Origin of the sequence: Pseudomonas sp. 13B_3.2_Bac1 (assembly GCF_025466205.1) — a bacterium.
Classification (GTDB): domain Bacteria; phylum Pseudomonadota; class Gammaproteobacteria; order Pseudomonadales; family Pseudomonadaceae; genus Aquipseudomonas; species Aquipseudomonas fluorescens_H.
This window is the reverse complement of sequence record NZ_JANLOG010000023.1, coordinates 103500-117319: the sequence shown is the minus strand read 5'-3', so window position 1 is coordinate 117319 and position 13820 is coordinate 103500. Positions and strand designations below refer to the sequence as shown.

10 protein-coding genes are annotated in these 13820 nt (G+C 62.4%); 5 read left to right on the top strand and 5 right to left on the bottom strand.

What is annotated here, in order from left to right; genetic code table 11:
• Window positions 1-50: 50 nt before the first annotated feature.
• Entirely contained in the window at window positions 51-1541 is a 1491-nt protein-coding gene (locus NTD85_RS04100) for an aldehyde dehydrogenase family protein (RefSeq protein WP_315975106.1), read from the bottom strand.
• A gap of 164 nt (window positions 1542-1705) precedes the next feature.
• Between NTD85_RS04100 and NTD85_RS04095 the strand changes: the two genes are divergently transcribed.
• The 3 genes from NTD85_RS04095 (at window position 1706) to nadE (ending at window position 4887) form a co-directional block, all read left to right on the top strand.
• Entirely contained in the window at window positions 1706-2617 is a 912-nt protein-coding gene (locus NTD85_RS04095; RefSeq protein ID WP_098966954.1) for a LysR family transcriptional regulator, read from the top strand.
• Between the two features lie 214 nt (window positions 2618-2831).
• Window positions 2832-4055, top strand: a complete 1224-nt coding sequence (gene pncB / locus NTD85_RS04090; RefSeq protein WP_003221154.1) for a nicotinate phosphoribosyltransferase — start codon at window positions 2832-2834, stop codon at window positions 4053-4055.
• 4 nt (window positions 4056-4059) lie between these two features.
• Complete coding sequence (gene nadE, locus NTD85_RS04085; RefSeq protein WP_047290995.1) at window positions 4060-4887, top strand: ammonia-dependent NAD(+) synthetase; 828 nt, start codon at window positions 4060-4062, stop codon at window positions 4885-4887.
• Window positions 4888-5085: 198 nt separating this feature from the next.
• Here the strand turns inward: nadE and azu are convergent, their stop codons facing one another.
• Window positions 5086-5532, bottom strand: a complete 447-nt coding sequence (azu, locus tag NTD85_RS04080; RefSeq protein ID WP_003221151.1) for an azurin — start codon at window positions 5530-5532, stop codon at window positions 5086-5088.
• A 340-nt stretch (window positions 5533-5872) separates the two neighbouring features.
• On the opposite strand from azu, the gene NTD85_RS04075 reads away from it, so the two are divergent.
• Together NTD85_RS04075 and NTD85_RS04070 are read left to right on the top strand one after the other, a co-directional pair.
• Window positions 5873-6460 carry a TIGR00730 family Rossman fold protein gene (locus tag NTD85_RS04075; RefSeq protein WP_003221147.1) on the top strand — a complete coding sequence of 196 codons (588 nt, stop codon included), beginning with the start codon at window positions 5873-5875 and terminating at the stop codon, window positions 6458-6460.
• 68 nt (window positions 6461-6528) lie between these two features.
• Entirely contained in the window at window positions 6529-6717 is a 189-nt protein-coding gene (locus NTD85_RS04070; protein ID WP_262141486.1) for a hypothetical protein, read from the top strand.
• A 154-nt stretch (window positions 6718-6871) separates the two neighbouring features.
• On the opposite strand, the gene NTD85_RS04065 is transcribed toward NTD85_RS04070, so the two are convergent.
• The 3 genes from NTD85_RS04065 to NTD85_RS04055 form a co-directional block, all read right to left on the bottom strand.
• Complete coding sequence (locus NTD85_RS04065; RefSeq protein WP_262141485.1) at window positions 6872-7762, bottom strand: transglutaminase family protein; 891 nt, start codon at window positions 7760-7762, stop codon at window positions 6872-6874.
• Window positions 7762-10248: a circularly permuted type 2 ATP-grasp protein gene (locus tag NTD85_RS04060; protein ID WP_262141484.1), complete on the bottom strand. Its 2487-nt coding sequence runs from the start codon at window positions 10246-10248 to the stop codon at window positions 7762-7764. The genes NTD85_RS04065 and NTD85_RS04060 overlap by 1 nt, the downstream gene beginning before the upstream one ends.
• 88 nt (window positions 10249-10336) lie before the next feature.
• The gene (locus NTD85_RS04055) at window positions 10337-13612 is read right to left on the bottom strand and encodes a DUF2126 domain-containing protein (RefSeq protein WP_262141483.1); all 3276 of its coding nucleotides are present in this window, start codon (window positions 13610-13612) and stop codon (window positions 10337-10339) included.
• Window positions 13613-13820 lie beyond the last annotated feature (208 nt).

Below are 13820 nucleotides of genomic sequence, written 5' to 3'. Positions count from 1 at the left end.
CCCCCCCCCCCCCCCCCCCGCTCCCACAGGGGATCTGCTTCATTCCAAACTCAGTCGAAGGTGATGCCCTGCGCCAGCGGCAACTCCAGCGAGTAGTTCACGGTATTGGTCTGGCGGCGCATGTACGCGCGCCAGGCGTCGGAACCCGATTCACGACCGCCACCGGTCTCCTTCTCGCCACCAAACGCGCCGCCGATTTCCGCGCCGCTCGGGCCGATGTTGACGTTGGCGATGCCGCAGTCGCTGCCGACCGCCGACATGAATTGCTCGGCCTCGCGCACGTCGGTGGTGAAGATGCACGACGACAGGCCTTGCGGCACCGCATTGTTCAGGCGCAGCGCTTCCTGGAAGTCGCTGTAGCCGACCACGTAGAGGATCGGCGCAAAGGTTTCGCTGCAGACCACGTCGCTCTGCTCCGGCATTTCGACGATGGCCGGCGACACGTAGTAGGCGTTGGGGAACTGCTCTTCCAGCTGACGCTTGCCGCCGAACACCCGGCCACCCTCGCTCAGCGCCTGCTCCAGCGCGTCCTGCATGTTTTCGAAGCTGTGTTTGTCGATCAGCGGGCCGACCAGATTGCCTTCCAGCGGATGGCCGATGCGCACTTTGGCGTACGCGGCTTTGAGGCGGGTGACGATTTCTTCCTTCACCGACTCATGGGCGATCAGGCGACGCAGGGTGGTGCAACGCTGACCGGCGGTGCCGACCGCACTGAACAGAATGGCGCGCACGGCCATGTCCAGATCGGCGCTCGGGCCGAGGATCATCGCGTTGTTGCCGCCCAGTTCGAGGATGCTGCGGGCGAAACGCGCGGCGACTTTCGGCGCCACTTCGCGGCCCATGCGGGTGCTGCCGGTGGCGCTGATCAGCCCCACACGCGGGTCATCCACCAGCGCTTCGCCGGCATCACGGCCACCGATGATCACCTGGCACAGGTGCGCCGGCGCATCGCTGAAATTCTTCACCACACGGTCGAACAGCGCCTGACAGGCCAGTGCGGTCAGCGGGGTTTTCTCCGACGGTTTCCACACCACCGGGTTGCCGCAGACCAGCGCCAGCGTGGTGTTCCACGCCCACACCGCGACCGGGAAGTTGAACGCACTGATCACACCGACCACGCCCAGCGGATGCCAGGTTTCACGCATGTGGTGGCCCGGGCGCTCGGAGGCGATGGTCAAGCCGTACAACTGACGGGACAGACCGACGGCGAAATCGCAGATGTCGATCATCTCCTGCACTTCACCGAGGCCTTCCTGAGTGATCTTGCCCGCTTCCCACGACACCAGTTCGCCGAGGTCAGCCTTGTACTCACGCAGCACTTCGCCGAACTGACGCACCAGCTCGCCGCGGCGCGGCGCCGGCACCTTGCGCCATTGCTCGAAAGCATGATCTGCGCGACTGATGTGCTGCTCGACTTCGGCCGGGCCTTCCCAGTTCACGGCGGCGATGCGGCTGCCGTCGATGGGTGAATGCACCGGCACTTTGCCGTTCTGGTACAGGGCCGGGTTCACACCAAGACGATCAAGCAATGCGGCAACCATGGTTACTCCTCAAGCGAAAAACTGAATGTGTGCGGACGCATTGTCGCGACCGGGCAGGCCTTTAGTTGTAGCGTCAGTACGGCGAGGCAACAAACGACCTTTACGCGAGATATCATTCCGTTTATTCATGCTGCGCATAGAAAGACAAGAAAAAGGGATCACCCATGCTGAACAAACGCCACTTGCCGTCGATCACCGCGTTGCAGTGCTTCGAAGCCGTGACCCGGCACCTGAGCTTCACCCGGGCCGCCGAAGAACTGAACCTGACCCAGAGCGCCGTCAGCAAACAGGTCGCGCAGCTTGAGGAATTGTTGCAGCACTTGTTGTTCCGCCGGGTGCGTCGGCGTTTGCAGATGACCCCGGCCGGGGATCTGTACCTGGTGGAGGTCCGAAAAATCCTCACCCAAGTGGAAATGTCCACGCATTACCTGCGTTCCTACGGCGGCGAGACTGAAGTCCTGCGCGTCTCGACGCCTTCGACCTTCGGCGCACGCTGGCTGGTACCGCGTCTGAAGGGCTGGCGTCTGCGCCATCCGTCGATCCATCTCGACTTGTGCAACGAGCAGGAGGCCGACGATTTGCTGCAGGGGCGCAGCGATCTGGCGTTCTATTTCGGTCAGGGCTCACGCCCCGGCACCGAGTGCCTGAAACTGTTCGGCGAAGAGCTGGTGCCGGTCTGCGCACCCGGCAGCCTGCCGGATCAGCCGTTCACCGACCCGACGCAACTGACCGATCTGGTGCTGCTGCAAAACGCCTCGCGCCCACAGGCCTGGCACGACTGGTTCGACAGTCAGGGCTACCACACCGAACACAGCTACCACGGGCCGCGCTTCGAAACCTTTTACATGTGCATCCGCGCTGCTCAGGTCGGCTGCGGTGTGGCGCTGTTGCCACGGTTTCTGGTGGAAGAGGAATTGGCCGACGGCAAACTGGTCATTCCCTGGCAGCATGCAATGCCCAGTTCCGACGCTTACTACCTGGCCTACCCGGAGCATGCGGCGGAAGTGCCGAAGGTGCGGGATTTTGTGAAGTGGATGCTGGAGCAGATTGATAGCCCGGACCTGACGCCGATATAGAGTTTTCAACAACCCTGTGGGAGCGGGCTTGCTCGCGAATGCGGTGGGCCAGTCAATTCAAATGTGACTGATGCACCGCATTCGCGAGCAAGCCCGCTCCCACAGGTGATCTCGGCGCTCTTAAAAAATGCTGGCAATCCCCACCGCTGATATGCGCCACTAGCGTCATTGATTGATCCCGCGCATCCGCGCGGTGCACCTGGAGACCCCGTTTATGAGCGAGAGTGTGTTTGCCGATCGCATCGTGCAGAACCTGCTCGACACCGACTTCTACAAACTGACGATGATGCAGGCGGTGCTGCACAACTACCCCAACGTCGAAGTCGAATGGGAGTTCCGTTGCCGTAACAGCGAGGATCTGCGCCCGTATCTGGCCGAGATTCGCTATCAGATCGAGCGCCTGGCCGAACTGAGCCTGAGCGCCGACCAGTTGAGTTTTCTCGAGCGCATCACCTTCCTCAAACCGGACTTCCTGCGGTTTCTCGGCCTGTTCCGCTTCAACCTGCGCTACCTGCACACCGGGATCGAGAACGGCGAACTGTTCATCCGTCTGCGCGGCCCGTGGCTGCACGTGATTCTCTACGAAGTGCCGCTGCTGGCGATCGTCAGCGAAGTGCGCAACCGCTATCGCTACCGGGAAATCGAGCTGGTGCAGGCGCGCGAACAGCTGTATCGCAAGTTCGACTGGCTCAGCGCCAACGCCTCGGCCGACGAACTGGCGCAATTGCAGGTCGCCGACTTCGGCACCCGCCGGCGCTTTTCGTACCGTGTGCAGGAAGAAGTGGTCAACGTGCTCAAGCACGATTTCCCCGGGCGCTTTGTCGGCACCAGCAACGTTCACCTGTCCCGCGAGCTGGACATGAAACCGCTGGGCACCATGGCCCATGAATGGATCATGGCCCACCAACAACTCGGCCCACGCTTGATCGACAGCCAGATCGCCGCCCTCGATTGCTGGGTGCGCGAATACCGTGGCCTGCTGGGGATTGCGCTCACCGATTGCATCACCACCGACGCCTTCCTCGGCGACTTCGATCTGTTCTTCGCCAAGCTCTTCGACGGTCTGCGCCACGATTCCGGGGATCCGGTGCAGTGGGGCGAAAAATGCATCGCCCACTACCACAAGCTCGGCATCGACCCGATGAGCAAGACCCTGGTGTTCTCCGACAGCCTGACTCTGCCCAAGTCGCTGGAGATCTTCCGCGCGCTGCACGGGCGGATCAACGTCAGCTTTGGCATCGGCACCAACCTGACCTGTGACATTCCGGGTGTCGAACCGATGAGCATCGTGCTTAAAATGACCGCCTGCAACGGCCAGCCGGTGGCGAAGATCTCCGACGAGCCCGGCAAGACCCACTGCAAAGACCCGAATTTCGTCGCCTATTTGCGACATGTGTTCCAGGTTCCTGCCGATTCCAGTCTATCTAGCAAGGAGTGAATTCATGCAAGCCGTACAGCGTGAGATTGCTGAACAGCTCAAGGTGCAACCGCCATTCGCCGGGCATCAGGCCCTCGAAGCGGAAGTCGCCCGGCGCATCACCTTTATCCAGGATTGCCTGGTCAATTCCGGCCTCAAGACCCTGGTGCTGGGCATCAGCGGCGGCGTCGACTCGCTGACCGCCGGCCTGCTGGCCCAGCGCGCCATGCGTGAGCTGCGCGAGCGCACCGGCGACAACGCCTACAAGTTCATCGCCGTGCGCCTGCCGTACGAAACCCAGTTCGACGAGCACGACGCCCAGGCTTCGGTGGACTTCATCGCCCCGGACGAACGCCACACGGTGAACATCGGCCCGGCGGTCAAATCGCTGGCCAGTGAAGTCGCGGCGTTCGAAGGCAAGCACGCGGTGTCGGTGGATTTCGTGCTCGGCAACACCAAGGCGCGGATGCGCATGGTCGCCCAGTACACCATCGCCGGCGCGGCGCACGGTCTGGTGATCGGCACCGACCATGCGGCGGAAGCGGTGATGGGTTTCTTCACCAAGTTCGGTGACGGTGCCTGCGACCTGGCCCCGCTCAGCGGTCTGGTGAAAAACCAGGTCCGGGCGATTGCCCGCAGCTTCGGCGCACCGGAATCGCTGGTGGAAAAAGTGCCGACCGCGGATCTGGAAGACCTGTCGCCGGGCAAACCGGACGAAGCCTCCCACGGCGTGACCTACGCCGAGATCGACGCCTTCTTGCACGGCGAGCCGGTGCGTCAGGAAGCGTTCGACATCATCGTCAACACCTACAACAAGACCCATCACAAGCGGGTCATGCCGTTCGCACCTTGATCGGCGACTGAATGAAAAAGCCCGCTGAGGAGCGATCCTCAGCGGGCTTTTCTTTGGCCAGTTCACCTGTCGATGCTGATGGCCTCTTCGCGGGCAAGCCCGCTCCCACAGTGTCCCGGTTGTTCACAAAATGTGTGACCGACACAAACCCTGTGGGAGCGGGCCTGCTCGCGAAGAACGATAACGCGGTGAGCCTGCTTACTTCACAGCAATGGTGCCTTTCATCATCGAGTTGTGGCCCGGGAACGAGCAGAAGAAAGCATAATCATTGTTGGCTACCAGCTTCGAAACGTCGAAGGTCAGCGAATCTTTCTCGCCTGCACCAATGATCTTTGTGTGAGCGATGACACGCTCGTCGCCGTCTTTCAGGTAGTTCTTGTCGATGCCAGCACTCATGCCGTCAGTAGCGATACCGGCCATATCAGCCGCTTTGCTGATTACAACGTTATGACCCATGACGTTCTTCGGCAGGCTGCCGGAGTGGGTCAATTCAACGGTAAACGTCTTGCAGCTCTTGTCGATCACGATCGACTGGGTGTTGAAGGACATCTGGTCGGTGGAATCAACGGTGGTTTTGCACTCGGCAGCCATCAATTGGCTGCTGGCCAGCGCCAGCAGGGATACCGCAACAACTTTGGAAAACATGGTGAATCTCCAAGGCAGGGTTAACAAAAACACTAATGGTGGAAAGACTGCCTGAAATCTTCGCAACTTCCTATGACTTGAGTCAAAAATTGTATACAACTTTCAGGCTATGACACTCATCGAAACAATCTACCGGCCAGAATCCACGGCCGGGCCTATGATCGGCGCATCTACTGAAACGGAGTGCCTGTCATGTTCTTTAACGGTCTGTTGTGCAGTTTGCTCGCCGCCTACGCCTGTGGCGCCAGCGGTACCTTTGAATCGCCAGAACGCGAAGCTTAGTCCTTGGATCAAGGCGTGCCAGCCATTACCCTGTGACGGATTGACCCAGGAGGAAGGCATGTCTCTCAAATCCGTTTGTGTATTTTGCGGTGCCAACGCCGGCACTGATCCGGCTTACACCGAAGCCGCCCAAGCCCTTGGCCGGGCACTCGCCGAGCGCCAACTGACGCTGGTTTACGGTGGGGGTGCCGTGGGCCTGATGGGCCTGGTGGCGGACGCCGCACTGGCCGCCGGCGGCGAAGTGATCGGGATCATTCCGCAAAGCCTGATGGACAAGGAGATCGGTCACAAAAGCCTGACGCGCCTCGAAGTGGTCGATGGCATGCACGCGCGCAAGGCCCGCATGGCTGAACTGAGCGATGCGTTCATCGCGTTGCCCGGCGGCCTCGGCACGCTGGAAGAGCTGTTCGAAGTCTGGACCTGGGGCCAGCTCGGTTACCACGGCAAGCCGCTGGGGCTGCTTGAGGTGAACGGTTTTTACAGCAAACTCACCGCTTTTCTTGACCATATCGTCGGCGAAGGCTTCGTTCGCGCCCCACACCGTGACATGCTGCAAGTGAGCGAATCAGCACAAACGCTGCTCGACGCCCTGGATAACTGGAAGCCGACCGTCACGCCCAAGTGGGTCGACCAAAAACCCGGCTAACCGCCGGGCACCGATACAGGGCAGAATACGCGCCGCTCAACCTCACCTTCGACCCCAGAGGATCGCCCATGGCCAAACCCAATTACTCCTTCGCCAAACGTCAACGAGACCTGGAAAAGGAAAAGAAGAAAGAGGAAAAGCTCCAGCGCAAGAAACAGTTGGCTGAAGAAGCGGCACTGAACCCTGACGGGGAAGTGGCGACTGACAACGATGATGATGTTGTTGATGCACCGAAAGACCAGGCGCCTGACGCCTGAGCTGATTGCTGATTCGCTCCCAGAGGGAGCGATCTGTGGCGAGGGAGCTTGCTCCCGCTGGGTTGCGCAGCGACCCCAAATTGTTTTGCGACTGCTTCGCAGTCGAGCGGGAGCAAGCTCACTCGCCACAAAAGCTCCCCACTCTCGATTGTCTTCATTCCAATGGCATCACCGTGACCCGCACTTCCGGATCATGCGAGCCGCCCCCCAGAATCACCCCGCGCAACGGCGACACATCGGAAAAATCCCGGCCCCACGCCAAGGTGATGTGCTCCAGCGCCGGCTGCACGTTGTTGGTCGGATCGAAATCCACCCACCCCAGCACCGGACAAAATACTGACACCCAGGCATGCGACGCGTCGGCGCCGATCAGCCGTGGCTGCCCCGGTGGCGGCTGGGTCAGCAGATAACCACTGGTGTAACGCGCCGCCAGCCCCCGTGAACGCACGCAGGCAAGCATCAGGTGGGCGAAGTCCTGACACACGCCGCGTCGGCGCTCCAGCACCTCGACCAGCGGCGTCGCCACTTGCGTCGCCTCGGCGTCGAAGGTGAATTCGCTGAAAATCTTCTGCATCAACGCCTGCACGCCCAGCAACAAGGGCCTGCCCGGTGGAAAACAGCTTTCGGAAAACTCGACGAAACTGCGTTTCAAATGCACGTAGGGTGACTGAAAGCGATAGCGACAAGCCTCCAGCATTTCGGCGGACAACGGCTGGCTGCTGTAGGTCAGCGCGTTGCGCGTCTGCTCCCACGCCGGGGACAGATTGAAATCCGCCAGCGGCCGCGCCAGCACCTCAACCGTGAGCCGGGCGTTGACCTGCAATTCATCATGCGGGCGCTCAAAGGCCAGCCGGGTCAGTGGATTGCCGAACACATCCAGTTCATCCCGCCGCGTGGTCGGCTCCGGGCTGATCAGCAATTGCTGCTCGGTGCAGCGCTGCCATGTGCACTCACGCGGCCACAGGTGCGCCAATTGCTGTGCCAGGGAAACCGGGCTGTCGTAGTGGTAACAGGTGTCGTGAAAGATCTGGTAATGCGCGCTCATCAGACGGACACCGTACGCTGGCTGACATCATCGACATGGGCAAAGTGGCGCAGCGCCAGACGATCGGACACCTGACCGCTGGCCTCGGCAATCTCTTGCAGCAGGTCCGCCAGACCATCGAGCGCGGCACGCACGCTTTTCTCCCCGAACAGCGGATTCTCCAGACAGCCCAGATCGAACCGCGCCAGACGCTCGACCAATTGCGGCAACCCCGCCTCGCGAGGCACGCCGAAATCATCATTCAGGCGCTTGAGTGTGCGGGTCACCAGTTTCAACTGGAACAGCACCGCGTGCGGGTTCTGCTCATCCAGCAGCAACAGGTCGAGCACCGGAATCAACTGCGCCACCGCCAGATACCGCGAACGGTAGGTGATGCTGCTGTTGCCCAGTTCCAGCAGCCATTCCAGCCCCGCCTGATCGAACGCCCCGGCGCCGCGCAGAAATGCGGCCAGACTGCGGCTGAGAAACTGCAAGCGTTCGATCCGCCGACCGATCATCAGAAAGCGCCAGCCTTCGTCGCGGGTCATGTCGTCGAGCGCGAAACCCGAAAGCGCCGCCAGCGACATCACCAGCCGGTTGAGGAAATCCAGCAACTCGCCGAAGTCCGGCTCTTCGGTGTCCAGTTCCAGCGCCTCGCGTTGCAACTCGACCAAGGCCTGCCAGTTCTCCCGCGAGAGCTTGCCGCGCACCTGCGAGGCCGCCCACTGCAGGCGCTGCAGGTTGGAGCGCAGGCTGAACGACCAGTCCTCGCCGAGCAGCGCCGCCAGCAGCCGCTCCGGCAACTCGCCCTCCTCCGGCAGCAACATCAGACGCTCGCCCAGCTCCACGGCGGCCTGCAAGGCTTGCGGATCGTCGCCATCGACATAACGCGCGAGCATGATCCGCAGCAGTCGCGCACTGTCGTCGCAACGCTCGCAGTAGCGGCCGAACCAGAACAGGTTCTCCACCACCCGCGAGGGCAGGTACGGGTCGCGGCGCACCAGATCGTGCACGCCGACGTTGCGCTGGGTTTTCCACTGTTCGCCGCTGGGCGCACGCTCGCCCAGCACCCAGGTGTCCTTGCTCGCTCCGCCACGTTGCATCGACACCACTTCGGCATCGGCCTCGGCGGCGACCCGGGTCAGCCCACCGGGCAATACGCGATAGCCGTCACCACTGGCCACCGCGTACACGCGCATGCCGATCGCTCGCGGTTGCAGTTGACCGTCTTCGGCCTGCCAGATCGGCGCCTGGGACAGCTGCGCCAACTCTTGCGCGACATACGCGTACGGCCGCGCCTGCATGCGCTCGGCAAGTGCCTGGCGCTGTTGTTCACTCAGATCGCGGCCGAATACCGGCGCGAAGCTTTGCGAGGGGAATGCCGGTTTGATCAGCAGCTCGGGAAGCTTTTCCAGCGCCTGCGCCAGCACCGGCGCCTCGCCGCACCACCAGGTGGCGATAGACGGCAGGAGCAGTTCTTCGCCGAACAGGTACTGATTGATCTTCGGTAAAAATCCGAGCAATCCCGGTGATTCCAGCACGCCGCTGCCCAAGGCGTTGGCCACCAGCACCCGGCCCTGACGCACCGCTTCCAGCAGGCCAGGCACACCAAGTGCCGAATCGGTGCGCAGCTCCAACGGATCGCAGAAGTCATCGTCGAGCCGGCGCATGATCGCGTGCACCCGGCGCAGACCACTGAGGGTTTTCAGGTACACCGTGGCATCGCGCACGGTGAGGTCGCCGCCCTCCACCAGTGGATAACCGAGCTGGCGCGCCAGATAAAGGTGTTCGAAGTAACTTTCGTTGAAGCGCCCGGGCGTCAGCAACACCACCAGCGGCGCGTCGTCGGCACACGGCGCCTGACGCGCGAGGGTTTCCTGCAGGGTGCGGAAGAAGCCGGCCAGGTGCTGCACTTTCAGATCGCGGTACAACTCGGGAAACGCCCGCGAAACGATGGTGCGGTTTTCCAGCGCATAACCCGCGCCCGACGGCGCCTGGGTACGATCCGCCGTGACCCACCAGCGTCCGTCCGGCGTGCGCGCCAGGTCCACGGCGTACAGATGCAGAAAGGCCCCTTCAGGCGGAGCAATGCCCTGACAGGGCCAGAGAAAATTGTTGTGACCGAACACCAGCTCCGCCGGTAACAACCCTTCGCTGATCAGCCGCTGCGGCCCGTACAGATCAGCCAGTACCGCGTTGAGCAGGCGTGCTCGCTGGGCAATCCCCGCCGACAGGTGCTGCCACTCATCAGCAGCGATCACGTGCGGCAGCAGGTCCAGCTCCCACGGGCGGTCGGCGCCCTTGGGATCGGCATAGACGTTGTAGGTCACGCCGTTTTCCTGAATCTGCCGGGCCAGCAGCGCCTGCCGCTGCACCAGTTGCGCCGGGGTGCTGCGCTGCAATTGATCGAACAGCCGCCGCCAATGCGGGCGCACTTCCCCGCTGTCATTCAGCAGTTCGTGATAAGTGCCCGCGGTCAGCGGGTAGCGGTCTAGCAGGTCAGGCATGGAAAGCTCGGCAGACAGCAGGGAACGGTCAGACTAACGCAGGCACATGACGTGCGGATATACGAAAAATCCGCATGTCGTGCAGGACTTAGAAACGTCGCAAATCGAGTGTCATCGGCAGCTCGTCGGAGATTGTCAGGTTAGGTATCGGAAGTTTCCCCGGCGTGTGTCCGATGCGGAAAAACCGCGCCATGCGCCGGCTCTCCGCTTCGTTGGCATTGACCGGCAAGGTCTCGTAATTGCGCCCTCCCGGGTGTGCAACGTGATACTGGCAACCGCCCAGCGAACGCTGCATCCAGGTATCGAGCAAATCGAACACCAGCGGCGCGTGCACCGGAATGGTCGGTTGCAGACAATTGGCCGGTTGCCAGGCCCGAAAGCGCACACCCGCGACGAACTCACCGATGCGCCCGGTCGGTTGCAGCGGCACCGGGATGCCGTTGCAGGTCAGCAGATAACGCTGCGGCGGCAGACCGCTGAGTTTGATCTGCAAACGCTCCAGCGACGAATCGACATAACGCACCGTGCCGCCCGCCGTGCCCTCCTCGCCCAGCACATGCCAAGGCTCCAGCGCCTGACGCAGTTCCATCTCGATGCCACTGACCGCGTAATCGCCGACCTTGGGAAAGCGGAACTGCAGATGCGCGGCGAACCACTCGGCGCGCAATGGATAACCGGCGTTGTTCAGTTCGACGATGACGTCGGCAAAATCCTGCTCGATAAAATGCGGCAGCATGAAGCGGTCGTGCAGCTCGGTGCCCCAACGTGCGAGCTTCGGCGGCGCATACGGCTCGCGCCAGAAGCGTGCCACCAGTGCCCGCAGCAACAATTGCTGAGCCAGGCTCATGCGCGCGTGCGGCGGCATCTCGAAAGCGCGCAGCTCCAGCAGGCCGAGACGCCCGGTGGCGCCGTCCGGCGAATACAGTTTGTCGATGCAGAACTCGGCGCGATGGGTGTTGCCGGTGACGTCGATCAGCAGATTGCGCAGCAGTCGATCCACCAGCCACGGCGCGCACGCTTCGCCCGGTTCTGGCATCTGCGCAAAGGCGATTTCCAGTTCGTACAAGGCGTCGTTGCGGGCTTCATCGACCCGCGGCGCCTGCGAGGTCGGGCCGATGAACAAGCCGGAAAACAGGTAGGACAGCGACGGGTGGTTGTGCCAGTAACTGATCAGGCTGCGCAGCAGATCCGGGCGGCGCAGGAACGGTGAGTCCGCCGGGGTCGCGCCACCGAGGACGAAATGGTTGCCGCCGCCGGTGCCGGTGTGGCGCCCGTCGATCATGAATTTCTCGGTGGTCAGCCGCGTCTGTCGCGCCTCTTCATAAAGAAACTCGGTGCGCTCGACCAGTTCGTCCCAGGTCGCGGAAGGCTGCACGTTGACCTCGATCACGCCCGGATCCGGGGTGATGCGGAAATTGCTCAGGCGCGGATCGCTCGGCGGCTCGTAACCTTCCAGCAATACCGGGCAATGCAGCTCCTCGGCGGTGGCTTCGATGGCCGCCACCAGCTCCAGATAATCCTCGACCCGCTCCAGCGGCGGCATGAACAGATACAGACGCCCTTCACGGGCCTCTGCACAGAATGCGGTGCGGGTCAGCCAGTCGGCGGACTCGTCGATTTTCGGCGCACGTTCGGCGGCTGCGGCGGGTTCGGCATGACTGTTGAGCTGCGCGGTATCCGGCAGCTCGGGGAAGTCCTGATTCGGATCGCGGGGATGAATGAACGGGTACTCCGCCGCCTTCACCCACGGCTGCGAAGCGAGCGGCAAGCGGTAACCCAGCGGTGAATCCCCCGGCACCAGTCGGCAATGCTCGTCGCGCAGATACCAGCGCCCGCTCTGCCATTGATCACCCTTGGCGGTACGCGCCAGCGGCAGCACTTGGCCGATCACTTTATCCAGGCCCTGAGCGAAAACCTTGCGCAGTCGCGCACGCTCCAGTGGCTCTTCCAGTCGCGAATCTTCAGCACTGACGTTGCTCGGTAATGCGCCCTCACGCCAGAGGTAATAGAAATGGTCTTCGTGGGCTGGAAACACGAAACGTGCGGGCAGTTTCAGGCGTTCGGCAACACTCGCCAGAAAACGCCCGGCCAGTTCGCCATTGGCGCCATAGTCCTGCTGCTCGTCGGCGATCAGCGCGTTGTTGTGCCAGATCGGCACGCCGTCGCGGCGCCAATAGCAGTTGAGCGACCAGCGCGGCAATGGCTCGCCGGGATACCACTTGCCCTGACCGAAATGCACCAGACCTTTCGGCGCATAGTGCTGGCGCATGCGCTGGAACAGTTCGGCGGAGAGTCGGCGCTTGTCCGGGCCCAGTGCGGCGGTGTTCCATTCGGCACCGTCCGGATCGTCGATGGAGACGAAGGTCGGCTCGCCGCCCATGGTCAGGCGCACATCGCCTTCCAGCAGATCGGCATCGATCTGTCGGCCCAGCGCCTGGATCGCCAGCCACTGCTCATCGGTATAGGGTTTGGTGACCCGTGGCGCTTCCCAGATCCGCTCCACCGACATTTCGTGGCTGAACTGGCACTCGCACGGCTCGACCAGGCCACTGATCGGCGCCGCCGAGGACGGATCGGGACTGCAGGCCAGCGGGATATGCCCTTCACCGGCGAACAGCCCGGACGTGGCATCCAGACCGATCCAGCCAGCGCCGGGCAAGTACACCTCGCACCACGCGTGCAGGTCGGTGAAATCGACGTCAGTGCCGGACGGGCCGTCGAGGCTTTTCACGTCGGCAGTGAGTTGAATCAGATAACCGGAGACGAACCGTGCGGCCAGCCCGAGGTTGCGCAGCAGTTGCACCAGCAGCCACGCCGAGTCGCGGCAGGAACCGGACGCATGTTCGAGGGTGTGTTCCGGGGTTTGCACGCCCGGTTCCATGCGGATCAGGTAGCGGATGTCTTCGCTGAGACGCTGGTTGAGCATCACCAGGAAATCCACGGCGGGCTGCGGCGTGCGGTCGATCCCGTCCAGATAGGCTTTGAAGGCCGGGGTCAGCGGCAAGGTTTCGAGGTACGGCGCCAGCTCTTTGCGCTCATCGGCCGCGTAAGTGAAGGGGATTTTCTCGGCGTAGGGTTCGAGGAAGAAGTCGAACGGGTTGAACACCGCCATCTCGGCCAGCAAGTCGACCTCGATGCGAAGCTCGTCGGTTTTCTCGGGGAACACCAGCCGCGCGAGGTAGTTGCCCTGCGGGTCTTGCTGCCAGTTGATGAAATGCTGCTCGGGCGAGACCTTCAGCGCATACGAGAGGATCCGCGTGCGGCTGTGGGCGGCCGGGCGCAGGCGAACGATCTGCGGGCCGAGTTCGACAGCGCGGTCGTAGCGGTAATGCGTGACGTGATGCAATGCGACATGAATCGACACGGCGTGCCTCCTGCGAGCCTAAGCGTATTCGAAAGCGCGCAAGACTTATGCCATGCAGAGGCTTGGGCGCTTTCCCGGAATGCTCAGGGCAGTACAGCACCAAAATCGGGCGATGCGGGGAAATGGATCGAGGAAGTTGCGCCTAAATGTGGCGGCAGTGGCAGATGCGGCGCCTGAGATGACGCCTTCGCGAGCAAGCCCGCTCCCA

Bases quoted from the DNA above. Each gene is read 5' to 3' on its own strand.
- NTD85_RS04100 (WP_315975106.1), bottom strand. From the start codon at position 1,541: ATGGTTGCCGCATTGCTTGATCGTCTTGGTGTGAACCCGGCCCTGTAC.
- NTD85_RS04095 (WP_098966954.1), top strand. From the start codon at position 1,706: ATGCTGAACAAACGCCACTTGCCGTCGATCACCGCGTTGCAGTGCTTC.
- pncB (WP_003221154.1), top strand. From the start codon at position 2,832: ATGAGCGAGAGTGTGTTTGCCGATCGCATCGTGCAGAACCTGCTCGAC.
- nadE (WP_047290995.1), top strand. From the start codon at position 4,060: ATGCAAGCCGTACAGCGTGAGATTGCTGAACAGCTCAAGGTGCAACCG.
- azu (WP_003221151.1), bottom strand. From the start codon at position 5,532: ATGTTTTCCAAAGTTGTTGCGGTATCCCTGCTGGCGCTGGCCAGCAGC.
- NTD85_RS04075 (WP_003221147.1), top strand. From the start codon at position 5,873: ATGTCTCTCAAATCCGTTTGTGTATTTTGCGGTGCCAACGCCGGCACT.
- NTD85_RS04070 (WP_262141486.1), top strand. From the start codon at position 6,529: ATGGCCAAACCCAATTACTCCTTCGCCAAACGTCAACGAGACCTGGAA.
- NTD85_RS04065 (WP_262141485.1), bottom strand. From the start codon at position 7,762: ATGAGCGCGCATTACCAGATCTTTCACGACACCTGTTACCACTACGAC.
- NTD85_RS04060 (WP_262141484.1), bottom strand. From the start codon at position 10,248: ATGCCTGACCTGCTAGACCGCTACCCGCTGACCGCGGGCACTTATCAC.